The following is a 25,015-nucleotide window of genomic DNA, read 5'->3' on the forward strand; positions in this document are numbered from 1 at the left end:
ACGAGATAGAACGAACATTCTTCTCTCATTATCTCCGAGAGAAGATGTTCAAAGTGATAGCGATTTCAAGCGTTATCCGGTGTTGTCGTTGAAGTGGTTGTTGTATGACTTCAGTCGACTGTCTCGAATGTACCTCGGAATCAGGCTTGCCTGGTGATGAGTGTGAGTTCGTGATCAGTTGTCTTGGGGTTATATAGTCAAGCAACTAAGCGCATACGGTGGATGCCTTGGCAGTCAGAGGCGATGAAAGACGTGGAAGCCTGCGATAAGGTTCGGGGAGCTGGCAAACGAGCTGTGATCCGGACATCTCTGAATGGGGAAACCCACCGACTTTCGGGTCGGTATCTTGCACTGAATACATAGGTGTAAGAGGCGAACCGGGGGAACTGAAACATCTAAGTACCCCGAGGAAAAGAAATCAACCGAGATTCCCTCAGTAGCGGCGAGCGAACGGGGACCAGCCCTTAAGCTGAACAACTGGTAGGAGAAGGCTCTGGAAAGTGCCGCCATAGTGGGTGATAGCCCCGTATCCGAAACCTGAGTTCAGTGAAATCGAGTAGGACGGGACACGTGGTATCCTGTCTGAACATGGGGGGACCATCCTCCAAGGCTAAATACTCCTGACTGACCGATAGTGAACCAGTACCGTGAGGGAAAGGCGAAAAGAACCCCTGTGAGGGGAGTGAAATAGACCCTGAAACCGTATGCGTACAAGCAGTCGGAGCAGACTTGTTCTGTGACGGCGTACCTTTTGTATAATGGGTCAGCGACTTATGTTCAGTGGCGAGGTTAACCGTTTAGGGGAGCCGTAGGGAAACCGAGTCTGAATAGGGCGAATTAGTCGCTGGGCATAGACCCGAAACCGGGCGATCTATCCATGAGCAGGTTGAAGGTGCCGTAACAGGCACTGGAGGACCGAACCCACTGTCGTTGAAAAGCCAGGGGATGACTTGTGGATCGGAGTGAAAGGCTAATCAAGCCCGGAGATAGCTGGTTCTCCCCGAAAGCTATTTAGGTAGCGCCTCGGACGAATACCACAGGGGGTAGAGCACTGTTTCGGCTAGGGGGTCATCCCGACTTACCAACCCGATGCAAACTCCGAATACCTGTGAGTACTATCCGGGAGACACACGGCGGGTGCTAACGTCCGTCGTGAAGAGGGAAACAACCCAGACCGCCAGCTAAGGTCCCCAAGTACCAGTTAAGTGGGAAACGATGTGGGAAGGCTCAGACAGCTAGGAGGTTGGCTTAGAAGCAGCCACCCTTTAAAGAAAGCGTAATAGCTCACTAGTCGAGTCGGCCTGCGCGGAAGATGTAACGGGGCTCAAACTGGTCACCGAAGCTGCGGCTGCATACTTTGTATGCGGGGTAGGGGAGCGTTCTGTAAGCCTGCGAAGGTGTGTTGTAAAGCATGCTGGAGGTATCAGAAGTGCGAATGCTGACATGAGTAACGACAATGCGGGTGAAAAACCCGCACGCCGGAAGACCAAGGGTTCCTGCGCAACGCTAATCGGCGCAGGGTGAGTCGGCCCCTAAGGCGAGACCGAAAGGTGTAGTCGATGGGAAACGGGTTAATATTCCCGTACCTTGGATAGCTGCGATGGAGAGACGGAGAAGGCTAGGTGAGCCGGGCGACGGTTGTCCCGGTTTAAGCATGTAGGGAGTGGACTTAGGCAAATCCGGGTCCACAATCCCGAGACGCGACGACGACTGCCCATTGGGCGGGAAGTCATTGATGCCCTGCTTCCAGGAAAATCTTCTAAGCTTCAGGCTATTCGAGACCGTACCCCAAACCGACACAGGTGGTCAGGTAGAGAATACCAAGGCGCTTGAGAGAACTCGGGTAAAGGAACTAGGCAAAATGGTGCCGTAACTTCGGGAGAAGGCACGCTGGTTGTATGTGACGCCCCTCGCGGGTTGAGCAGAAGCCAGTCGAAGATACCAGGCCCCTGCGACTGTTTATTAAAAACACAGCACTGTGCAAACACGAAAGTGGACGTATACGGTGTGACGCCTGCCCGGTGCCGGAAGGTTAATTGATGGGGTTAGCACTCGTGCGAAGCTCTTGATCGAAGCCCCGGTAAACGGCGGCCGTAACTATAACGGTCCTAAGGTAGCGAAATTCCTTGTCGGGTAAGTTCCGACCTGCACGAATGGCGTAACGATGGGGGCGCTGTCTCTACCCGAGACTCAGTGAAATTGAAATCGCCGTGAAGATGCGGTGTATCCGCGGCTAGACGGAAAGACCCCGTGAACCTTTACTATAGCTTCACAGTGAACTTTGAGCATGTTTGTGTAGGATAGCTGGGAGGCTTTGAAGCGGGAACGCCAGTTCTCGTGGAGCCAACCTTGAAATACCAGCCTGACATGTTTGAGGTTCTAACTTCGTCCCCTGATCGGGGATAAGGACACTGTGTGGTGGGTAGTTTGACTGGGGCGGTCTCCTCCCAAAGCGTAACGGAGGAGCACAAAGGTGGGCTAAGCACGGTCGGACATCGTGCGGTTAGTGTAATGGCACAAGCCCGCTTGACTGCGAGACAGACACGTCGAGCAGGTACGAAAGTAGGTCATAGTGATCCGGTGGTTCTGTATGGAAGGGCCATCGCTCAACGGATAAAAGGTACTCCGGGGATAACAGGCTGATACCGCCCAAGAGTTCACATCGACGGCGGTGTTTGGCACCTCGATGTCGGCTCATCACATCCTGGGGCTGAAGCCGGTCCCAAGGGTATGGCTGTTCGCCATTTAAAGTGGTACGCGAGCTGGGTTTAGAACGTCGTGAGACAGTTCGGTCCCTATCTGCCGTGGACGTTGGAGATTTGAGGAAAGCTGCTCCTAGTACGAGAGGACCGGAGTGGACGAACCTCTGGTGTTCGGGTTGTCACGCCAGTGGCATTGCCCGGTAGCTATGTTCGGACAGGATAACCGCTGAAAGCATCTAAGCGGGAAGCCCCTTCCAAGATGAGATCTCCCCGGGCCCTCGAGGCCCCTGAAGAGCCGTTCAAGACCAGGACGTTGATAGGCCGGGTGTGTAAGCGCTGCGAGGCGTTGAGCTAACCGGTACTAATTGCTCGTGCGGCTTGACTATATAACACCCAAGACAATTGCGGATAACGCAACAGCGACGCGAAAGCCTCGCTCATACGAAATCACTATCACACTCTATCCCGTCCCCCAGTGATCAACCGTTTTGCCTGACGACCATAGCGGTCTGGAACCACCTGATCCCATCCCGAACTCAGAAGTGAAACAGACCAGCGCCGATGGTAGTGTGGCGTTGCCCATGTGAGAGTAGGTCATCGTCAGGCTCCTAATACCAAAACCCCAGCATCCCCGATGCTGGGGTTTTTTATTGCCGGAATTTGAGAAATCTCAAAACTATGACGCTGCGCACAGTGACAATCTGTAACAAGCGTTAATGTCCTGTAAAAGAACTGGCCAATAATAAAAGCTTCAGCAAGCCAGTCTCAGAGACACTCATCAGCCATCATTAATTCGCCGTGAATAAAAACAATCCGGCGTCAGTGAGACATGGCTATGAGTAAAGTTCTTTCTCTCATTGTTCTGCTGCCTGCTTTCAGCGCGTCAGTACAGGCCGATCTGCGTCCCATCACCGACAAGCAGATGTCGGAGGTGACCGGTCAGGCATTTGTATCCGTTGACCGTCAGTATCATCCCGACAGCACCAACAACACCGCTTATACCCGCGTAAACCTGGGCATGGATATCGACATCCAGACCAACGTAGACGTCCTGGAGTTGGGGCGTTACGACCGTGAGGGTGAGAAGCCTGGAACCTCCGACGTGTATATCGAGGATTTCGCGCTCGGCTACATCAATAACCAGGCCTATTTCGACGCAAACCCTAAAGCACCGCGCCAACGAAAGCCGGACGGCACCGCTTACGCGGAAGGCGAGATAGTGCCCTTCTCCATCCAGAACCCTTACCTGGAATTCGCCTTCGACCAGACCACCGAAGAAGTCGTGGGATTCCGATTCGGCTTCGGAGAAGCCATGGGTGTTCTCTCCGGCAAGATCGAAACGCTGACTGGCAACGTCAACGTCGACATCATTGATCGGGGCGAGGGTTTGAGCCAGGCCAGTTCCAGCGGCAACTTCTTTGACCAAGTTATCGTTCTGCTGACCCCCCTGCTCGAGAGCGGTAGCCCACTTTCTACCAAGGCCGAACTGGTGTACGGCGCCGAAGGCGATCCGAATATTGGCTCGCTGGACCCGGTCCGTGCGGAGTACATCGGCATTCCGGACGGTGAGCGCTTTGTTCTCGAGGGTGCCAGCGGTTTTACCCGCTGGTCGGTGAAGAACCTGATTGGCTGGGGATCGAGCTCCCGGATCGAAGTCCCGGACTGTTCGTTTTTCAGCTGCTCGGGCGGTGACATCTATGTGTACGCGGAAGACTGCCTGGTACTGGGTATCGACTCCTGCTTCGACCTGGATATCTACAACAGTTTCCCGGTTGGAGAAGTCGGTGAGGTTAACGGGGAGCGGCGGATAACCGGTCCTGCGGATGGTGCCTTTATCTCATTCCAGACCAAGGACCTGGAGTGGCTCGAGGACGTTCGCAAGTCGAACCTGTCGCCGGAGGATTTCATCAAGGCGACTTCCGGCGCGTTTTTCAACATTCCCAACGGCGCTACCGAGGTCAACCTCAATGAGGCTCTTTACGGCACCCAACGGTATCGCACGGAGTACATTGACCGTGGCAAGGGTCTGTTCTGAGGAGTTCGTCATGGCCAAAGCGATGATCGGTTGTCAAAGCGCAGGCGTTCCACCCCTGGTCTCCGTTCTGCTCGTTCTGTTGTTGCCGTTCACCGCACAGGCAGAGCTTCAGGGCCTTGCAGAAGAGGAGATGGCTGAGATCGATGGCGCGGGCATCGGGCTGGTTCTGGAAAACTTCAAATTTTCCCACGGCACCGATGCACCGAACGCCGCCGGCGAACAAGCGAGGATTTTCCGGATCGCCGGGATCAAGAGTACCGATGGACGTGACGTGGATATCACCGTCAATCATCTCTACATCTCCGGAAGCAACAGTGACTACGGCCAGAACCTGGGTCCGGTGAATCTCGGCAGGTTAATCAATCCGTGGCGAATCGATGTGGTGGATGGGGATGGCATCGGTATTCCGGGAAAGGCTGTACTGGAACTGGCCACCTCCTCCAAGCTGGCTGCCGGTCAGGGTTTCGACTGTCTGGATCCGGCTGCTGGTGCGGGGTCTGGCACCTGCGCCAGTCGGCCTGCGACGGCCGAGTATATTGGCGAACGAGCCGACATTGGCATGCAGATGAATGTCGCCGTGGGCGATGATCGCTCGGCCAACATCAATATCCACGCCAGGAGCGCGGTCATCGATGGCAGTTACCTGCGCTTGTGGGGCGACAATGACCGGCGCCAGATGGTGGGCCAGTTCAAGCTGAATCTCTACTCCCCGGAATTGTCCATCAACGCCTGTTCCCAGGACGGGTCCAGCTGTGGATCCCGGATTCTGATGACCAACTTCGCTCTCGAGCTTGCCATTGGCAACCAGCTGCAGCCGGTGTTCTTTGATGTGGACGGCACCGGAAATTTTGTTCTGGAGGTTGCCGCGATTACCCGGCCAGTGCCTGGCACTATCGGCCCGGATGGTGGGCGGGAGAGCAGCGACAGCGAAGCCTGGGATTTTTACGAGTCCTACTACACCAACCCCGAGTTTCGCAGCAACCTGCGAATCGGCAATTTCAGCGTGGGCGATCGGGATTTCGGATCGGCTCGGGTTCAGGGCATGCTTATCCAGCACCTGAACATCAAGACCAGAGACCTGGCGCCATGACCATGCATCCAGGTGTACTCCCCGCTTTAGTCCTGTTGTTAGTGAGCAGTTCATCGGCTTCGGCTGAAATGGCCAGTCTGGCTGACGAGGCGCTCTCGGACATTTCCGGTCAGGGCGGCATCTATCTGTCTGGAGACATCAGCATTAATGAAATGGGTGGCCCCGTGGAGAACAGCTATTTCGGCCGCTGCGATGATGCGAACAAGAAATGTGGCGCCCGGTTTGCCTACCAGCTAAAGGAAGGCGGCGGGTGGGTGGTGCTGGACGAGATTCGGGGCAACTTTTCGTTTGAGGGTCTGACCCTCAGGGTTCGAAACGTGGATTCGGGCTTCGGGGGCGATGGGGAGTTGTTCGACAGCGATGTACTGGAGCTGGGCCTTCCGAATACGGTCCGTTTCAACGATGTCCGGTTCAAGATCGGAGCGAGCAGCACGCCGCGCCCGACCGACCCGGGATTCCAGCAAACCGACATCTTCTCGGTGGAAATGCGGGGTGCGGTGATCATGGAAGGCAACCTGCTGGTATTTCCAGCAGGTCAGCCATAGGGGGTGAACGAAGATGGCAGATTCAGGAAAGTCTTCGCAGTCAATGGTCATCTTCGCCGTTGGCGTGGCCTGCCTGTCGATGGTGGCGAGCGCTTCAGCTGAGTTGAAACAGCTGGATGACCAGACTATGGCTGGCATCAGTGGGCAGAGCGGCTTGACGATCGAGCTCGATCTGAACGCGAACGCCCGGAGTATCGCCTATGTGGACGATGGCAAGGCCATCTATCTGGAAGATTTTCGCATTGGATCCGCGGTCGACCCCAATAAAGCCGCGGCCCACCGCATCAAAGTGGATATCCAGGGGGACGCTTCGCTGAATCTCGATTACCTGGTGGAGGACCGCCGGATCGAGTTCGGTGACATCCGGCTGGCCGGGGCGCCGGGACTCAGTATGGGTGGCGTCTTTTTTGATCACTCCCTGGATGGTTATCTCAACATCCGACCGGGCGGAGCCGTTGGCGGCGCCGGCTATACCTTTGACTCTGCCTACACCATGACAGGCGGCAGGCTGGGTTACCGAACCAATGGGAACGAGTTCTTCCTGGATGACATAACGATGTCGGTAGAGGCGTTGGGTGTAACCCTGGATGTGGTGGATGAGTCGCTGATACTCCAGGCGCCGCGAGTGGTGGCTGACTGGCAGGTCGGTGCGATTCGCTACAGTAACAATCCCCGCAACCACGGGGTCAGCACGGATGCCGACAGCGGCCTCGCGTTGTCCAGCTATGGCAGCCTCAGCGGCGAGTACGAGCTTTCGTCACGCACGGCCATTACCCCCGGAGGCCGCGCAGGTGAGGGGTTACGGATCGATAACAAGACCGAGATTCACACTGCCTCCTTTATCTACCGGGACGATGGCCACGCGCTGGCATTCCAGGAAATCACCGGCGCTTACCGCATTGACGATCTGAGGTTGGACGTGGCCCGCGACTGGAAGAATCGCCCGGCATTGGCGCTGACCCTGGGTTCTCTCGAAGGCAACCTTGCGATCGGGGCTGTGCAGGTGGGAGCCGCGGGCCGCAGCCTGGGCCAGGTGAATATCAGTTTTCTCATGGCTGATCAGGTCTTCGATGGTCGCACTTACACCAACGCTATCTACCTGCAGGGAGGCGGCCACCCGGACGCAGGCCCGCAGGGTCTTCGACTGGCCACGGAGTGGAGTCTTCAGTTGGCTGACCTGAGCTACATCGAGGACGGTAATCGCATCATATTCAGTGGGCTGCAGTCCTGGGGCAGGGGGGATTTAACGGTAAATGTCACCCGTGAGGCTATGGTCAACAATACCCGGTTCTATGATGGCCTTCGTATTGGCTTCGAGGGCGTGCAGGCGGGTTACCGCATCAACGGCCTGCGGGTTGGCAGCGAGGATGCGCCGCTTCAGGGCGGCACTGAATTGCTGCTGGCGCTGGGGTTTTATCCGGCGTACGAGTTTGAGCTGGACGGACACCTGACACTGGGCGCCGGAGGCGCGAGCGGCGAGGGGCTTACCGTCAATTCTGATGTTCGTATACGAGACGGCAAGGCGGCCATCATCGCGGCGCCCTATGATGAGGGGAGTGGCGAAATTTCCCAGAAGGGGTTGTGGCTGAGTGACCTGAGCTACGATGGCCACGTGCGGGATATGACCATTGATGTCACCGAGGAGGGGCTGGAGCTGGTCACCGGCGAAGCGTGGAGCACCATGGACATCGGCAACCTTCGGGTCGGCGACAAGGACTCAGGCGAGAGTTTCGGCCGTGTCGTGCTCCAGAAATACGAAAAAGGCAGCAGCATGACCCTCATCCCGGGCGGCGCCGGTGAAGTTTGTGCGGGGGGTGTCGGAGGCAGCGCGGCCGTGTGCGAAGCGTCCGGCGGCGTATGGGAAAACCGCGGCGAGGAAGGGCTGACTGTGCGTATGACACAAATCTACGCCAAGGCCGAGAATAACAACCGGAAGAATGCCCTCACCTGGGAGACCAACCGGCGTGTTGACGGCACAGGTCAGCCGATCAACGGCACGGGGACCCAACTGCTGCTGGATGACATTCATACCAGCGACGGCGGCGATTTCGACGGTGACGGCATCGATGACAATCAGTTCGGCGTTCGCACCGATCTATCTGTCGACGTTTACCAGACGCGGGTGGTCAAGAAGTCCGATGGTGTGGATGCCCTGGGTGTCTCCGGCAACCGGGGTGATGAAAAGATCATGGACAGTGCAGCCGCTGCCGGCTACCGCTACGTCGCCAATCCAACTGGCCAGGACATCGACAACCGCCCCCTGGGGTTTGCCGTGGGCGCCCGGACGCAATTCCGTGAACTGTCCATCTCCAACATTGATCTGGTGCACCCGACCGGCGGTGTCCAGACAGCGATCTATGGTGTGAAGCTGCAGAACGTTGATATCCGGGCAAACCTCACCGCCACCCCGATTCCCTGAGGGTCTGGGGGCTCCTGGCAAAACGCCGGTCGCCTTTGTTTTTTTCGGCGCCCTGGTGTTTAATCCGGCCTTACCCATGTTTTGGCGGGATCGGCGATATGAAATCCAGGGCACTTATAGAGCTACTCAGTGACGGTGAGATCCATTCGGGAGAATCCCTTGCCGCACAGCTGGGTGTCAGTCGCACAGCGGTCTGGAAACAGATCCGGCGCGCCATGGACGAAGGGGTCGAAGTGGCGACGGTTCGTGGCCGTGGTTATCAGCTGGTATCCCGGGTCGACCTTCTCGATCGCGAGGTCATTCTCCAGGAGCTTTCCCCGTCTCACCAGAAGCAGCTGGCACTGACCGTACTGGACGAGGTTGATTCCACCAATGCCGAGGTGATCCGCCAGATTGGTCGTCGGGGTACCGGCATGCCGGTGGTTATTGCTGATTGCCAGACCGCCGGGCGTGGCCGCCGTGGTAGGGTCTGGCAGAGCCCCCGCGGCGAGAATCTCTACCTGAGCATGGGGCTGACGTTCCACGGCGGGTTTGGTGTGCTCGATGGGCTGAGCCTGGTGCTGGGTGTGGCGGTGGCCAATGCCCTCGAGGGATTGGGTGTACCCAGCATCGGCCTGAAATGGCCGAACGACATCTTCCTGCCCGATGGCAAGCTTGGCGGCATTCTTGTTGAGCTTCAGGGCGAACTGGAGGAAGGGGTGGTTCAGGTCATCGCCGGCATTGGTCTGAATGTCCACATGGACAGGGTGGATGGCGTTGATCAGCCCTGGAGCAGTCTGGATCGTGCCTGCCCGGAGGTCGACTGGTCCCGCAACCGCATCGGCGCAGCGGTTATTGATGCGATACTGGATGCATTGCCGATCTTTACCGACTCCGGCTTCCGTGATTTCCGGGCGCCCTGGCAAAAGCGGGATATCTTCAAAGGTCAGCCTCTCCAGGCGCGGGGCGGTGATCTCGAAGGCAGCGGTGTCGGAATCGATGAGGCCGGCAATTATCAAATACAGACCGCGAACGGCATTGTGCCGGTGCGAGCCGGAGAAATAAGCCTTCGGGTGGCAAAATGAAGCTGTTCATTGATGCTGGCAACACCCGGCTCAAGTGGTGTCTCGAAGACAGTGGCAAGGTCACCCGGTCCGGCACTGGTGTTCTCGAGGATCAGGTCCACCTTGAGGGTCTTGAAGACCGGCCTGCCATCAGCGGCATTGTGGTATCGACGGTTGCCTCCGAAGCCAGGCGCGAACAACTGGCTGCCAGTCTGGCAGATCTGTGCCCGACACCCGCCCGGTTTTACTGGGCAGAGGCCGGCCGGGGCGGGCTGCGGAATGCCTATCAGGAAGTTGCCCGCATGGGCGCCGACCGATGGCACGCCATGTACGGGGCCTGGCTCTCCCACAAGAACGGCTTTGCGGTCGTTGACGCCGGCAGTGCGGTCACCGTTGACTACGTTGATGCCCAGGGGCAGCACCTGGGTGGCTATATCCTTCCCGGCCTTCGAATGATGGTGCGTAGCCTGCAGAATGATGCAGCCCGCATCTGGTTTGACCCGGAGCAGGTACTTGAAACTGCACCTGGCAGGTCTACTGGAGAGTGTGTCAACCACGGACTTGCCTGGTTGTCAGGGGCCATGGTTGAACGGGTGCAGTCAGACGCCCGTACCCTGGGTCTGAGGGATATACTTGTGACCGGAGGCGATGCGGGTCGGCTGATCGGTCTGGGTCTGACCGGTACACTTCACCCGGATCTGGTATTTGCTGGCCTGCGTGCCATTGATGCTGAGGACGCGGCAGAATGAGGTGGGTGGCTGCAACTTTGCTGGCTGTCAGCGTTCTGCTTTATACCCTTCCCGATTTCCTTGGTCCCTCCGTCGGAGTTTCCAGGGTTGCCAGTGGCACGCTGCCCCGCGTTGCCAGCCTCAAGGCCGGAACTCCGGAAAACAACCTTGCGAGCGAGCAGGTGCCAGAGGTCTCTGCCAGCAATTCCTGTGTACGCCTCGGCTGGCTGCCCTCCGCCCAGCAGGCCCAGAGGTTGGTGGATAATCAGCCATTGGCCTCGGAGGCGGGATTTCGTGTTGACGAGGTGGAGCGGGAGTTACCGCCACTGCACTGGGTCATCATCCCGCCGCAACCGCCCGAGGTGGCCCTGCGCCAGTTCCGGGACATCCAGCGCCGGGGCATTGATTCCTACCTGGTTACCGAGGGCGAGAACCGTAACGCCATTTCCCTGGGTCTTTTCGAGTCCCGTGAGTCTGCAATTTCCGTGCTGGAAGAAAAAAAGCGTCAGAATCTTAATGCGGTACTGGTCAACTTCCCTCGAAATCAGATAAGCTACGCGCTCTCTTTTGAGGCGGAACCGGAACTCGCCGAGGAACTGGTTCAGGCGGTCAAAGCGGATTATGGAAGCAAATTCGATTTCGTGGAAATCGAGCCTTGTGAAGGTGTTGCAACGCCAGAAAAAAATCCGTAGTATACCGCCCTCGCTGACGAGGCGAATGTGAGCTGGCGTAGCTCAGTTGGTAGAGCAGCTGACTTGTAATCAGCAGGTCGGGGGTTCGATTCCGTCCGCCAGCTCCACTTTAAGTTTTGCCGGGTTTGTGTGAGCAAGCTCGACTCGGAGGGGTTCCCGAGTGGCCAAAGGGATCAGACTGTAAATCTGACGGCATCGCCTTCGCAGGTTCGAATCCTGCCCCCTCCACCACTAATTGCTCGCGGGCATCGTATAGTGGCTATTACCTCAGCCTTCCAAGCTGATGACGCGGGTTCGATTCCCGCTGCCCGCTCCAATTTGGTTTGTAATGCTCATGTAGCTCAGTCGGTAGAGCACACCCTTGGTAAGGGTGAGGTCGGCGGTTCAAATCCGCCCATGAGCTCCACTATTTATCCGGTCAACGTTACGGTCCTGGTTGATTAGGGAGATTGGTCAAATGTCTAAGTCTAAGTTTGAACGTAATAAGCCGCACTTGAACGTGGGCACCATTGGTCACGTAGACCATGGTAAGACCACTCTGACAGCTGCCCTGACTCGTGTATGTCACGAAGTGTTCGGTACTGGTGAGAGCCGTGCGTTTGACCAGATCGATAACGCCCCGGAAGAGCGTGCGCGTGGTATCACCATCGCGACGTCTCACGTTGAGTACGATTCCCCGACTCGTCACTACGCCCACGTAGACTGCCCGGGCCACGCTGACTATGTGAAGAACATGATCACTGGTGCGGCGCAGATGGACGGCGCTATCCTGGTTTGCTCCGCAGCTGACGGCCCCATGCCGCAGACCCGTGAGCACATCCTGCTGTCCCGTCAGGTTGGCGTACCTTACATCGTTGTGTTCCTGAACAAAGCGGACATGGTAGACGATGAAGAGCTGCTTGAGCTGGTAGAGATGGAAGTTCGTGACCTGCTGAGCCAGTACGACTTCCCGGGCGACGATACTCCGATCGTTACCGGTTCCGCGCTGATGGCGCTGGAAGGTAAGGACGACAACGAGATGGGTACTACCGCTGTTAAGAAGCTGGTAGAAGCCCTGGACTCTTACATCCCTGAGCCTGAGCGTGCGATCGATCAGCCGTTCCTGATGCCGATCGAGGACGTCTTCTCTATCTCTGGCCGTGGTACCGTAGTAACCGGTCGTGTTGAGCGTGGCATCCTGAAGACTGGCGACGAAGTTGAGATCGTTGGTATTCGTGACACCCAGAAGACCACCTGTACCGGTGTTGAGATGTTCCGCAAGCTGCTCGACGAAGGTCGTGCGGGTGAGAACATCGGTGCGCTGCTGCGTGGCACCAAGCGTGACGACGTTGAGCGTGGTCAGGTTCTGTGTGTGCCGGGCTCCATCAAGCCGCACACCAAGTTCGAGTGCGAAGTGTACGTGCTGTCCAAGGAAGAAGGTGGTCGTCATACCCCGTTCTTCAAGGGCTACCGTCCGCAGTTCTACTTCCGGACCACTGACGTGACCGGTTCTTGCGAGCTGCCGGAAGGTGTTGAGATGGTAATGCCGGGTGACAACGTGAAGATGAGTGTTACCCTGATCGCCCCGATCGCCATGGAAGATGGCCTGCGCTTCGCGATTCGTGAAGGCGGCCGTACCGTAGGTGCCGGCGTGGTCTCCAAGATCATCGAGTAAATCGCTCGATAGTAAGTGCGCTGAGTTGTTTCGGTGCAGGCCAGTAGCTCAATTGGCAGAGCAGCGGTCTCCAAAACCGCAGGTTGGGGGTTCGATTCCCTCCTGGCCTGCCATTTTTTAACATCCGGATACATAAGCTGATTCCTATGGAGTCAAAAGCCGTTCAGTCAACCAGCCGTTTCGATTTCCTGAAGTGGCTGGTTGTTTTCGTTCTGATTGCTGCCGGCGTGGTGGGTAATCAGTATTTCAGTGCCGAGTCTCTGCTGTATCGGGTTCTGGCTCTAGTGGCTCTTGCGATCGTTGCCGCCCTGGTGGCGTTGCAGACCGATCGGGGTCGCCGTTTTGCGACCCTGCTGAAAGAAGCAAGAGTAGAGATCCGGAAAGTGGTATGGCCCACCAGGCCTGAGCTCGTGCAGACCACCGTTATTGTGGTGGTGTTCGTGCTGGTCGTGGCTCTGATTCTGTGGGGCATGGATTCACTGATCAGCTGGCTGGTCGCCGGGTTCATCGGTTAACAGGAGTGGGCAATGGCTAAGCGCTGGTACGTCGTTCATGCGTATTCTGGCTTCGAAAAGCACGTAATGCGCACTCTGAAAGAGCGTGTTGCGCTCAATGGCATGGAAGACAAGTTTGGCGAGATCCTGGTTCCGACCGAGGAAGTCGTCGAAATGCGCGAAGGCAAGAAGCGCAAGAGCGAGCGCAAGTTCTATCCGGGGTACGTATTGGTCCAGATGGAAATGGACGATGCGACATGGCACCTTGTGAAAAACACGCCGCGCGTTCTTGGCTTTATTGGTGGTACCAAGGACAAGCCTGCGCCGATCACCGAGAAAGAGGCGGAAGCCATTCTTCGTCGGGTAGAGAGTGGTGCTGACAAGCCCAAGCCGAAGACGCTGTTTGAGCCGGGCGAGATTGTACGCGTTATTGAAGGTCCGTTTGCAGACTTCAATGGCGTTGTGGAAGAAGTCGACTACGACAAGAGTCGTGTGAAGGTTGCTGTTCTGATCTTCGGCCGGTCCACTCCGGTAGAGCTGGAGTTTGGTCAGGTCGAGAAGGACTGACAGGCAACAGGAAATCTGAAAGCTCGCGCGCCCAGGCGACGCGGGCTTTTTGTGTCTGCTAATGGCAGTTGTGTAAAACCGGGGAGCCGAAAGGCGTTAGAACCCACAGGAGATGAAACATGGCAAAGAAAATTGAAGCGTACATCAAGCTTCAGGTTGCTGCCGGTAAGGCCAACCCGAGTCCCCCCGTTGGTCCGGCGCTGGGTCAGCGCGGTGTCAACATCATGGAATTCTGCAAGGCGTTTAACGCCCAGACCCAGGACATGGAGCCTGGTCTGCCGATTCCGACCGTGATCACCGTATACAGTGACCGCAGCTTCACCTTCATCACCAAGACTCCGCCTGCGCCGGTTCTGCTGAAGAAGGCAGCTGGCATCAAGAGCGGCTCTGGTCGTCCGAATACCGACAAGGTTGGTACCGTGACCCGTGCCCAGCTCGAAGAAATCGCCAAGACCAAGGAGCCGGATCTGACGGCTGCCGATATGGACGCAGCGGTTCGCACTATTGCCGGAACAGCCCGCAGCATGGGCCTGAACGTGGAGGGCCTGTAACATGGCAAAGCTGAGCAAGCGTCAGAAGCTTATTCGTGAAAAGGTTGATTCCACCCGTTCCTACTCCGTAGATGAAGCGGTTGCGCTGCTGGTTGAGCTGGGCCAGAGCGTCAAGTTCAAGGAATCCGTAGACGTTGCTGTCAACCTGGGTGTTGACGCGCGTAAATCCGACCAGGTTGTACGTAGCAGCACTGTGCTGCCGCACGGTACCGGCAAGACGGTTCGTGTTGCTGTGTTCACCCAGGGTGCCAATGCCGAGAAAGCCACCGCTGCCGGTGCAGACGTGGTTGGTATGGATGATCTGGCGGACGAAGTCAAAAAAGGCAACATGGACTTCGACGTGGTTATCGCCACTCCGGATGCCATGCGTGTCGTTGGTCAGCTGGGCCAGATTCTTGGTCCCCGTGGCCTGATGCCGAACCCGAAGGTGGGCACTGTGACTCCGGACGTTGAGACTGCGGTCAAGAACGCCAAGGCGGGTCAGGTTCGTTACCGCACCGACAAGAACGGCATCATCCACGCCCCGCTGGGCAACGTTGAGTTTTCTGCTCAGAACATCAAGGAAAACCTTGAAGCTCTGATTGCAGACCTGAAAAAGGCCAAGCCGTCGTCGGCGAAAGGGGTGTATCTGAAAAAGATCACCATTTCTTCGACTATGGGTCCTGGCCTGACTATCGATCAGAGCGGTCTGGCTATCTGATCCTCTGAACGGTAGTTGCTTTGTAGTCTGGGCGGAAGCCAAGGCTGTCAAAGACCGCAGGCCCCCGAGGTGCTCTTCGGAGCACCACAAGGGTTAAAGCAACGCCTGCGCAGACGGTGTGACGACGTTCTCTCTGAACCCAAACACCGTTAGGCGTCCCGCAAGGGACATAGATGGGTTTGCTGGCTTGTGCCGGCGAAATCGAGGAGAAAACCAGTGGCAATTAGACTCGAAGACAAGAAAGCGATCGTCGCTGAAGTCAACGAGACTGCTGGTACTGCTCTGTCTGTGGTTTTGGCTGACTACCGTGGTGTCACTTCCGGTGACATGACGGCGCTGCGTGCCAAGGCTCGTGCCGAAAACGTGCGTCTGAAGGTTGTGCGTAACAACCTGGCAAAGATCGCGATTCGTGGTACCGAGTTCGAGTGCATTGATCCGGCGCTGGTTGGTCCGACCATTCTGGCTTTCTCAATGGAAGATCCGGGTGCCGCTGCGCGCCTGCTGAAGGATTTTGCCAAAGAGAAAGAGGCGTTTGAAATCAAGGGTCTGGCTGTTGGCGGTGAGCTGATGGGTGCAGACCAGATTGATCGCCTGGCCACGCTGCCGACGCTGCACGAAGCGTTGACCAAGCTGGCCATCGTTACACAGGCACCAGTTACCAAGCTTGCACGTACCCTGAACGATATTCCGGGCAGGATCACACGTGTTGTAGCTGCAGTCCGGGACCAGAAGCAAGAAGCTGCTTGATTCTGTTGAACACCATTTTTTACTTTTTTGGGAGAAAGTCATGGCTCTGTCTAAAGACGATATTTTGAATGCAATTGCTGAAATGAGCGTAATGGAAGTTGTTGAGCTCGTAGAAGCAATGGAAGAGAAGTTTAACGTATCAGCTGCTGCTGCTGTTGCTGCTGCTCCTGCAGCTGCCGGTGGTGACGCTGCTGCTGCTGAAGAGAAGACCGAATTTGACGTTGTTCTGACCGGCGCCGGTGAGAAGAAAGTAAACGTCATCAAGGCTGTTCGTGAACTGACCGGCCTGGGTCTGAAAGAAGCGAAAGAAATGGTCGACAGCGCTCCTTCTGTTGTTAAGGAAGGCGCAAGCAAAGACGACGCTGAAGAAGCCAAGAAGAAGCTTGAGGAAGCAGGCGCTTCTGTTGAGCTCAAGTAAGAGTCGGCTGTTGATCGAAACCGTGCGTTAAGCATGGACAGGCTGGTGGCTTTGGGCCACCGGCCTTTTTCTGTTGTATATGCTATAGAGTCTGGTGTGCAATTGCAGGTTGATGTCAGGTCGATAACCTACAGCCAGAGTCTTGTTCAAGACGGCGCGATAAGCCGAGCAATTCGGCCCCGAAGCAGAACAATGGTTGCTTCTTGATACCAGGTATCAGGTCTAAAGCTGGGGAATGCAGATGACTTACTCCTACACTGAGAAAAAGCGGATTCGCAAAGATTTTAGTAAATTGCCTTCCGTGATGGACGTCCCCTATTTGCTGTCTATTCAGCTGGATTCGTTCCGGGACTTCCTCCAAATGGAAGCCGCTCCTGAAGACCGCCGGGAAACCGGTCTTCACGCAGCATTCAAATCCGTATTCCCGATTGTCAGTTACTCTGGCAATGCCGCGCTCGAGTACGTGAGTTACCGTATCGGCGAGCCGGTGTTTGACGTCAAGGAATGCCAGCTTCGGGGCGTAACCTATGCAGCGCCGCTGCGGGTGAAGGTCCGCCTTATCATTTACGATAAGGAATCGTCCAACAAGGCGATCAAGGACATCAAAGAGCAGGAAGTCTACATGGGCGAAATGCCCCTGATGACCGAGAACGGTACCTTCGTTATCAACGGTACCGAGCGCGTTATTGTTTCCCAGCTCCATCGGTCCCCGGGTGTATTCTTCGACCATGACAAGGGCAAGACCCATTCCTCCGGCAAGCTGCTATATTCAGCCCGGGTGATTCCTTACCGTGGTTCCTGGCTCGACTTCGAGTTCGATCCGAAGGACTCCGTGTTCGTGCGTATCGACCGTCGTCGCAAGCTGCCGGCCTCGATCCTGCTGCGGGCCCTGGGCTACACCTCCGAGCAGATGCTCGACATGTTCTTCGAAACCAGCAAGTTCAGCCTGGGCGCCGAAGTGTGCAAGCTGGAGCTGGTGCCGAGCCGCCTGCGTGGTGACATCGCAACCTTCGATATCAAAGACAATGACGGCAACGTGATTGTTGAGGAAGGTCGCCGGATTACCGCCCGCCACATCAAGCAGCTGGAAAAAGCCGGTATCAACGAGCTGGAAGTGCCGACCGAGTACCTCTACGGTCGTGTGCTGGCCAAGGACATGATCGACCAGGCCTCCGGCGAGGTGCTGGTTGAGTGCAACTCCGAGCTGACTGAAGATCTGGTCAACAAGATCCTGGACGCGGGCGTGAAGGAAATTGAAACCCTTTACACCAACGACCTCGACTGTGGTCCGTTCATGTCGGACACCCTGCGCATCGATCCGACCCGTACGCCGCTGGAGGCGCTCGTCGAGATCTACCGCATGATGCGTCCGGGCGAGCCGCCCACCAAGGAGTCGGCCGAAAACCTGTTCAACAACCTGTTCTTCTCCGAAGAGCGCTACGACCTGTCCGCCGTTGGCCGGATGAAGCTCAACCGTCGTCTGCGTCGTGAGGAAAGCACCGGTGAGGGCACGCTGACCCACGAAGACATCATTGATGTCCTCAAGACCCTGATCGATATCCGTAACGGCCAGGGCAATGTGGACGACATCGACAACCTGGGTAACCGTCGTGTTCGCTGCGTGGGCGAAATGGCCGAGAACCAGTTCCGCGTCGGTCTGGTACGTGTTGAGCGCGCCGTTCGCGAGCGCCTGAGCCTGGCCGAAAGCGAAGGCCTGATGCCGCAGGACCTGATCAACGCCAAGCCGGTGGCTGCCGCGGTCAAGGAATTCTTCGGATCCAGCCAGCTGTCCCAGTTCATGGACCAGAACAACCCGCTGTCCGAGGTTACGCACAAGCGTCGTATCTCTGCGTTGGGCCCGGGCGGTCTGACCCGTGAGCGCGCCGGCTTCGAGGTTCGTGACGTTCACCCGACCCATTACGGCCGTGTGTGCCCGATCGAGACGCCGGAGGGTCCGAACATCGGTCTGATCAACTCCCTGGCGACTTATGCCCGTTCCAACTCCTACGGCTTCCTGGAGAGCCCGTACAGGAAGGTGGAAAACGGCGTGGTCACCGACGAGGTGGTATACCTGTCCGCGATCGAGGAGAGCAACTACGTCATCGCCCAGGCCAGTGCGGCCATGGACGAGAAGACCAAGCGCCTGACCGACGAACTCGTTACCGTACGTCACCAGAACGAATTCACCGTGATGCCGCCGGAAAGCGTCAACTTCATGGACGTTTCTCCGCGTCAGGTTGTGTCAGTGGCTGCGTCCCTGATCCCGTTCCTGGAGCACGACGACGCCAACCGGGCGCTCATGGGTGCCAACATGCAGCGTCAGGCGGTTCCGACCCTGCGCTCCCAGGTGCCGCTGGTCGGTACCGGTGTTGAGCGTACCGTGGCCCAGGATTCCGGCGTGTGTGTCACCGCTCGTCGCGGTGGTGTGATCGAAAGCGTTGACGCGGCCCGTATCGTGGTTCGGGTCAACGACGAGGAAACCGAGGCGGGTGATGCAGGTGTGGATATCTACAACCTGACCAAGTACACCCGTTCGAACCAGAACACCTGTATCAACCAGCGCTCCATCGTGCGCCAGGGCGACGTGATTGCCCGTGGTGACGTGCTGGCCGACGGCCCGTCCGTGGATCTGGGTGAGCTGGCACTGGGCCAGAACATGCGTATCGCGTTCATGCCCTGGAACGGTTACAACTTCGAGGACTCCATCCTTATTTCCGAGAAAGTGGTTCAGGAAGATCGCCTGACCACCATCCACATCCAGGAACTGACCTGTGTGGCTCGGGATACCAAGCTGGGTAGCGAGGAAATCACCGCGGATATTCCGAACGTTGGTGAAAGTGCGCTGTCCAAGCTCGACGAGTCCGGCATTGTGTATATCGGTGCGGAAGTCGGCCCGGGTGACATTCTGGTAGGCAAGGTAACGCCGAAGGGCGAGACTCAGCTGACACCGGAAGAGAAGCTCCTGCGTGCCATCTTCGGTGAGAAGGCGTCGGATGTGAAAGACACCTCCTCCCGCGTGCCCACCGGCACCCGTGGCACCGTCATCGACGTGCAGGTCTTTACCCGGGACGGTATCGAAAAAGACCAGCGTGCCCAGTCCATCGAGAAGGAGCAGCTGGACCAGTACCGCAAGGACCTGAAGGACGAGTACCGGATTGTGGAAGGGGCTACCTTCGAGCGTCTGATGAGCGCACTGAAGGGCCAGGAAGTGATCAGCGGCCCTGGCCTCAAGAAAGGTGCGAAGCTTGAAGAAAGCTACCTGGCCGATCTGCCACGCTCCGACTGGTTCAAGCTCCGCATGAAGGATGAGGGTCTGAACGAACTGCTGGAGAAGTCCGAGCAGGGTCTGGAAGATCGCAAGAAGGAGCACGAGGCTCGCTTTGACGACAAGAAGGGCAAGCTGCAGCAGGGCGATGACCTGGCGCCGGGCGTGCTCAAAATCGTCAAGGTGTACCTGGCTATCAAGCGTCGTATCCAGCCGGGTGACAAGATGGCCGGTCGTCACGGTAACAAGGGTGTTATCTCGGCGGTCATGCCGATCGAGGACATGCCTTACGACGAGCACGGCAATACCGTCGACATCGTTCTGAACCCGCTGGGCGTTCCCTCGCGGATGAACGTGGGTCAGGTTCTGGAGACGCACCTCGGTGCCGCCGCCAAGGGCCTGGGCGAGCGTATCAGCCAGATGCTGGACGAGCAGCGCAAGGTGGCCGAGTTACGCAAGCTGCTGGATGAGATCTACAATCACTCAGACGAAGTGTCGAAGGTGGACCTGGATTCCCTGTCCGATAAGGAAATCCTGGAGATGTGCCATAACCTGCGGGGCGGTGTCCCGATGGCAACGCCGGTGTTCGACGGTGCCAAGGAAGCCGAGGTCAAGCACATGCTTGAGCTCGCCGGGTTGAGCACCACCGGCCAGACCAAGCTGTACGACGGTCGCACCGGTGACGCCTTCGATCGTCCGGTGACGGTGGGCTACATGTACATCCTGAAGCTCAACCACCTGATCGACGACAAGATGCACGCTCGTTCCACTGGCTCCTACAGCCTGGTTACCCAGCAGCCGCTGGGTGGTAAGGCGCAGTTCGGTGGCCAGCGCTTCGGTGAGATGGAAGTGTGGGCCCTGGAGGCCTACGGTGCAGCCTATACGCTGCAGGAAATGCTCACCGTCAAGTCTGATGACGTGAACGGTCGGACCAAGATGTACAAGAACATTGTTGATGGCGATCATCGCATGGAGCCGGGCATGCCCGAGTCCTTCAACGTTCTTGTCAAGGAGATCCGCTCGTTGGGTATCGACATCGAGCTGGAATCCGAGTGAGCCGAATTGTTTTTGGCAGCGTGAGCGGGCACTCAGTGCCCGCCCGAGATTAACGCCATCCGGAGCTTTTACTGATGAAAGATTTGCTGAATCTTCTCAAGAGCCAGAACCAAAGCAAGGAATTCGACGCCATCCGTATCGGCCTGGCGTCGCCGGACATGATCCGTTCCTGGTCCTTTGGCGAAGTGAAGAAGCCTGAGACCATTAACTACCGTACCTTCAAGCCCGAGCGGGACGGTCTTTTCTGTGCCAAGATCTTCGGCCCGATCAAGGACTACGAGTGCCTGTGTGGCAAATACAAGCGACTCAAGCACCGCGGTGTTATCTGCGAGAAGTGTGGGGTTGAAGTTGCCCTGGCCAGCGTGCGTCGTGAGCGCATGGGCCACATCGAGCTGGCCAGCCCGGTCGCGCACATCTGGTTCCTGAAGTCACTGCCGTCCCGTATCGGTCTGATGCTGGACATGACCCTGCGCGATATCGAACGGGTTCTGTACTTCGAATCCTTTATTGTTATCGATCCGGGGATGACCACCCTCGAGAAGGGGCAGCTGCTGAATGACGAGCAGTACTACGAAGCCCTGGAAGAGTTCGGCGACGAGTTCGATGCCCGTATGGGTGCCGAGGCCGTTAAAGAGCTGCTCGAAGGTATCGACCTGCAGGCGGAAGTGGATGCCCTGCGGGAAGAGATTCCCCAGACCAACTCAGAAACCAAGATCAAGAAATTCAGCAAGCGTCTGAAGATTCTTGAGGCGTTCCTGTATTCCGGCAACAAGCCGGGCGACATGGTAATGACCGTGCTGCCGGTTCTGCCGCCGGATCTCCGCCCGTTGGTTCCGCTGGACGGTGGCCGTTTCGCCACCTCCGACCTGAACGATCTGTACCGTCGGGTCATAAACCGGAACAACCGTCTCAAGCGTCTGCTGGAGCTGAACGCGCCGGACATTATCGTGCGCAACGAGAAGCGGATGCTGCAGGAGGCCGTTGACGCCCTGCTGGATAACGGTCGCCGTGGCCGTGCCATTACCGGCACCAACAAGCGCCCGCTGAAGTCCCTGGCTGACATGATCAAGGGTAAACAGGGTCGTTTCCGTCAGAACCTGCTGGGCAAGCGTGTCGACTACTCCGGTCGTTCGGTGATCGTGGTCGGTCCGTACCTGCGTCTGCACCAGTGTGGTCTGCCGAAGAAGATGGCCCTGGAGCTGTTCAAGCCGTTCATTTTCTCCAAGCTGGAGCATCGCGGCCTGGCCACGACCATCAAAGCTGCCAAGAAAATGGTCGAGCGTGAGGAAGGCGTGGTCTGGGATATTCTGGACGAAGTCATCCGTGAGCACCCGATCATGCTGAACCGGGCGCCGACTCTGCACCGTCTGGGTATCCAGGCGTTCGAGCCGGTGTTGATCGAAGGCAAGGCCATCCAGCTGCACCCGCTGGTGTGTGCTGCCTACAACGCTGACTTCGACGGTGACCAGATGGCGGTACACGTGCCGCTGACCCTGGAAGCCCAGCTTGAAGCCCGCGCGTTGATGATGTCCACCAACAACGTGCTGTCGCCGGCCAACGGCGAGCCGATCATTGTGCCGTCCCAGGACGTGGTACTTGGTCTGTATTACATGACCCGTGAGCGCAAGAGCGCCCTGGGCGAAGGCATGGTGTTCTCCGATGTGAAGGAGGCCCATCGCGCCTACGGTGCCGGCAAGGTCGACCTGCAGGCGATCGTCAAGGTTCGGGTAAAAGAAGTGGCGATCGGTGAAGACGGCGAGCGTGTGGAGACGCACAAGATTGTCGACACCACCGTCGGTCGTGCACTGCTGTTTGATATCGTGCCGGACGGCCTTTCTTTTGATCTGGTCAATCGCCCGATGGTCAAGAAGGCGATCTCTAACCTGATCAACACCTGTTACCGCGATGCGGGTCTGAAAGACACCGTGATCTTCGCGGATCAGCTGATGTACATGGGCTACCACTACGCCACGGTTTCCGGTATCTCGATCGGCTTCAACGATTTCGAGATCCCGCCGGAGAAGTACGAGCTGGTGGATGCCGCTTCCGAGGAAGTGAAGGACATCGAGACCCAGTACGCGTCCGGTCTCCTGACCCAGGGCGAGAAGTACAACAAGGTCATCGATATCTGGTCCCGCGCCAACGACAAGGTCTCCAAGGCTATGATGGAGCGTCTGTCCAAGGAACAAGTCATTGGTCCGGACGGTCAGCCGGTCAAGGGCGAGGACGGTGAGGATCTCATGCAGGAGTCGTTCAACTCCGTGTACATGATGGCCGACTCCGGTGCCCGGGGTTCCGCGGCCCAGATCCGTCAGCTCTCCGGTATGCGGGGCCTGATGGCCAAGCCGGACGGCTCCATCATCGAGACGCCGATTACAGCGAACTTCCGTGAAGGTCTGAACGTACTGCAGTACTTCATCTCCACCCACGGTGCCCGTAAGGGTCTGGCGGATACCGCCCTGAAGACCGCGAACTCGGGTTACCTGACCCGTCGTCTGGTGGACGTGTCCCAGGATCTGGTGGTCACCGAGCCAGATTGCGGTACCGATGAAGGCCTGCTGATGACGCCGCACATCGAAGGTGGCGACGTGGTTGTGCCGCTGGGCGATCGCGTGCTTGGTCGCGTGACGGCCCGTGACGTGTTTACACCGACCGACAAGGACAATGCGGTTGTGCCTGCCGGTACTCTGCTCGACGAGAAAACCGTTGAGATGGTGGAGCGTGCGGGTGTGGACGAAATCTGGGTGCGCTCAGCGATTACCTGTGAGACCCGTCACGGCATCTGTTCCAAGTGCTACGGCCGTGACCTGGCCCGTGGCCATGAGGTCAACGTGGGCGAGGCTGTCGGTGTTATCGCGGCTCAGTCCATCGGTGAGCCGGGTACCCAGCTGACCATGCGGACCTTCCACATCGGTGGTGCCGCGAGCCGGGCTTCCGCTGTGGACAACATCCAGGTCAAGCATGGCGGCACCGTCCGCCTGCACAACCTGAAGTCTATCGAGAAGACCGATGGCTCCCTGGTGGTGGTTTCCCGTTCCTCTGCGCTGGCCATTGCCGATGAGCAGGGTCGTGAGCGCGAGTGGTACAAGTTGCCCTACGGCGCAGTGCTCTCTGTGAAGAACGGCGATCAGGTTGAAGCGGGCGTTGTGGTTGCCAAGTGGGATCCGCACACCCACCCGATCATCGCGGAAGCGAAGGGTACCGCCAAGTTCGTCAACATGGAGGAGGGCATTACTGTCCGCACCCAGGCGGACGAGCTGACCGGTCTGTCCACCATGGAGGTTATTGACTCCAAAGAGCGCCCTGCGGCTGGTAAGGACATCCGTCCGGCCATCCAGCTGGTCGACGACAAGGGCGAAGAAGTCGAGCTGCCTGGCGGTGGCACGGCGATCTTCTTCCTGCCGGCCAACGCCCTGGTCACCATGGCCAACGGCGCCAACGTGGAGCTGGGCGACGTGGTCGCGCGGATTCCGCAGGAAAGCTCCAAGACCCGGGATATCACCGGTGGTCTGCCGCGGGTTGCCGACCTGTTCGAAGCCCGTCGTCCGAAGGAATCGTCCATTCTGGCTGAGATCAGCGGTGTGGTGTCCTTCGGCAAGGAAACCAAGGGCAAGAAGCGCCTGGTGATCACACCCAAGGACGGCGACGCCTACGAAGTGCTGATTCCGAAGCACCGTCAGCTGAACGTCTTCGAGGGTGAAACCGTTGAGAAGGGTGAGGTGATTTCTGATGGCCCGTCCAACCCGCACGACATTCTGCGTCTGCTGGGTGTGGTCGAGCTGGCCAAGTACATCACCAACGAAATCCAGGACGTGTATCGTCTGCAGGGCGTTGTCATCAACGATAAACACATCGAGGTTATCGTTCGGCAGATGCTGCGCAAGGTAGAGATTACCGATCCGGGCGACACCACCCTGCTGTCTGGCGACCAGGTGGAGATCACCCAGGTTCTGGAAGAAAACGAGAAGGCCAACGCAGCCGACAAGGAACCGGCACGGTTCGAGCGTCTGCTGCTGGGTATCACCAAGGCTTCTCTGGCCACCGAGTCGTTCATTTCTGCGGCCTCGTTCCAGGAGACCACCCGGGTACTCACTGAAGGTGCGGTTACCGGCAAGCGTGATTACCTGCGCGGCCTGAAGGAGAACGTTGTTGTAGGTCGACTGATTCCGGCCGGTACCGGTCTGGCTTACCACAACGAGCGTCGTCGCAAACGCGACCTGGAAGAGCAGGGCGTGACAGCGGCCGATGTGGAAGAAGCTCTGAGTGCCGAGCTCAACCGCGAAAGCTGAGTTGGGTCGGGGCGCCACCT

Annotated in this window: 16 protein-coding genes, 5 tRNA genes and 2 rRNA genes; all 23 read left to right on the forward strand. The window is 57.7% G+C overall.

Annotation, left to right across the window (positions count from 1 at the left end; genetic code table 11):
• Nucleotides 1-195: 195 nt before the first annotated feature.
• The 23 genes from AC0J1C_RS02680 to rpoC all read left to right on the forward strand — a co-directional run bounded on the left by AC0J1C_RS02680 (nucleotide 196) and on the right by rpoC (nucleotide 24,995).
• A 23S ribosomal RNA gene (locus tag AC0J1C_RS02680) occupies nucleotides 196-3,088 on the forward strand.
• Between the two features lie 105 nt (nucleotides 3,089-3,193).
• A 5S ribosomal RNA gene (rrf, locus tag AC0J1C_RS02685) occupies nucleotides 3,194-3,308 on the forward strand.
• A 229-nt stretch (nucleotides 3,309-3,537) separates the two neighbouring features.
• Nucleotides 3,538-4,737: a DUF6160 family protein gene (locus tag AC0J1C_RS02690; RefSeq protein WP_473045517.1), complete on the forward strand. Its 1,200-nt coding sequence runs from the start codon at nucleotides 3,538-3,540 to the stop codon at nucleotides 4,735-4,737.
• Nucleotides 4,738-4,747: 10 nt separating this feature from the next.
• Complete coding sequence (locus AC0J1C_RS02695) at nucleotides 4,748-5,827, forward strand: hypothetical protein (RefSeq protein WP_473045518.1); 1,080 nt, start codon at nucleotides 4,748-4,750, stop codon at nucleotides 5,825-5,827.
• 68 nt (nucleotides 5,828-5,895) lie between these two features.
• Nucleotides 5,896-6,372, forward strand: coding sequence for a hypothetical protein (locus AC0J1C_RS02700; protein WP_473045519.1), 477 nt, complete (start codon nucleotides 5,896-5,898; stop codon nucleotides 6,370-6,372).
• A gap of 13 nt (nucleotides 6,373-6,385) precedes the next feature.
• Nucleotides 6,386-8,791: a DUF6160 family protein gene (locus AC0J1C_RS02705; RefSeq protein WP_473045520.1), complete on the forward strand. Its 2,406-nt coding sequence runs from the start codon at nucleotides 6,386-6,388 to the stop codon at nucleotides 8,789-8,791.
• Between the two features lie 98 nt (nucleotides 8,792-8,889).
• Entirely contained in the window at nucleotides 8,890-9,855 is a 966-nt protein-coding gene (locus AC0J1C_RS02710) for a biotin--[acetyl-CoA-carboxylase] ligase (protein WP_473045522.1), read from the forward strand.
• Nucleotides 9,852-10,583 (forward strand): type III pantothenate kinase, encoded by a 732-nt coding sequence (locus tag AC0J1C_RS02715; RefSeq protein ID WP_473045523.1) that lies wholly within the window; start codon nucleotides 9,852-9,854, stop codon nucleotides 10,581-10,583. The genes AC0J1C_RS02710 and AC0J1C_RS02715 overlap by 4 nt, the downstream gene beginning before the upstream one ends.
• A complete protein-coding gene (locus AC0J1C_RS02720; RefSeq protein ID WP_473045524.1) occupies nucleotides 10,580-11,254 on the forward strand; it encodes a hypothetical protein in 675 nt (224 codons plus the stop codon). The genes AC0J1C_RS02715 and AC0J1C_RS02720 overlap by 4 nt, the downstream gene beginning before the upstream one ends.
• Nucleotides 11,255-11,285: 31 nt before the next feature.
• Nucleotides 11,286-11,361 (forward strand) — tRNA-Thr (locus AC0J1C_RS02725).
• Between the two features lie 39 nt (nucleotides 11,362-11,400).
• Nucleotides 11,401-11,485: transfer RNA gene (locus AC0J1C_RS02730), tRNA-Tyr, on the forward strand.
• 10 nt (nucleotides 11,486-11,495) lie between these two features.
• A tRNA-Gly gene (locus tag AC0J1C_RS02735) sits at nucleotides 11,496-11,570 on the forward strand.
• Between the two features lie 14 nt (nucleotides 11,571-11,584).
• Nucleotides 11,585-11,660, forward strand: a tRNA-Thr gene (locus AC0J1C_RS02740).
• A 51-nt stretch (nucleotides 11,661-11,711) separates the two neighbouring features.
• Nucleotides 11,712-12,908, forward strand: coding sequence for an elongation factor Tu (tuf, locus tag AC0J1C_RS02745; protein WP_473045525.1), 1,197 nt, complete (start codon nucleotides 11,712-11,714; stop codon nucleotides 12,906-12,908).
• Between the two features lie 37 nt (nucleotides 12,909-12,945).
• Nucleotides 12,946-13,021 (forward strand) — tRNA-Trp (locus AC0J1C_RS02750).
• 33 nt (nucleotides 13,022-13,054) lie between these two features.
• Nucleotides 13,055-13,423, forward strand: a complete 369-nt coding sequence (gene secE, locus AC0J1C_RS02755; protein ID WP_091992437.1) for a preprotein translocase subunit SecE — start codon at nucleotides 13,055-13,057, stop codon at nucleotides 13,421-13,423.
• Between the two features lie 12 nt (nucleotides 13,424-13,435).
• A complete protein-coding gene (gene nusG / locus AC0J1C_RS02760; protein WP_473045527.1) occupies nucleotides 13,436-13,969 on the forward strand; it encodes a transcription termination/antitermination protein NusG in 534 nt (177 codons plus the stop codon).
• Nucleotides 13,970-14,088: 119 nt separating this feature from the next.
• Entirely contained in the window at nucleotides 14,089-14,520 is a 432-nt protein-coding gene (rplK, locus tag AC0J1C_RS02765) for a 50S ribosomal protein L11 (RefSeq protein WP_136633898.1), read from the forward strand.
• A 1-nt stretch (nucleotide 14,521) separates the two neighbouring features.
• Entirely contained in the window at nucleotides 14,522-15,220 is a 699-nt protein-coding gene (gene rplA / locus AC0J1C_RS02770) for a 50S ribosomal protein L1 (protein WP_473045528.1), read from the forward strand.
• Nucleotides 15,221-15,436: 216 nt separating this feature from the next.
• On the forward strand, nucleotides 15,437-15,967 hold the full coding sequence (gene rplJ / locus AC0J1C_RS02775) for a 50S ribosomal protein L10 (RefSeq protein ID WP_091992441.1): 531 nt from the start codon (nucleotides 15,437-15,439) through the stop codon (nucleotides 15,965-15,967).
• 40 nt (nucleotides 15,968-16,007) lie between these two features.
• Nucleotides 16,008-16,385, forward strand: a complete 378-nt coding sequence (rplL, locus tag AC0J1C_RS02780) for a 50S ribosomal protein L7/L12 (RefSeq protein ID WP_473045529.1) — start codon at nucleotides 16,008-16,010, stop codon at nucleotides 16,383-16,385.
• Nucleotides 16,386-16,626: 241 nt separating this feature from the next.
• Complete coding sequence (rpoB, locus tag AC0J1C_RS02785; RefSeq protein WP_473045530.1) at nucleotides 16,627-20,706, forward strand: DNA-directed RNA polymerase subunit beta; 4,080 nt, start codon at nucleotides 16,627-16,629, stop codon at nucleotides 20,704-20,706.
• 74 nt (nucleotides 20,707-20,780) lie between these two features.
• Nucleotides 20,781-24,995: a DNA-directed RNA polymerase subunit beta' gene (rpoC, locus tag AC0J1C_RS02790; protein WP_091992443.1), complete on the forward strand. Its 4,215-nt coding sequence runs from the start codon at nucleotides 20,781-20,783 to the stop codon at nucleotides 24,993-24,995.
• Nucleotides 24,996-25,015 lie beyond the last annotated feature (20 nt).

The sequence above is a fragment of the Marinobacter sp. E2 genome, from assembly GCF_055755345.1.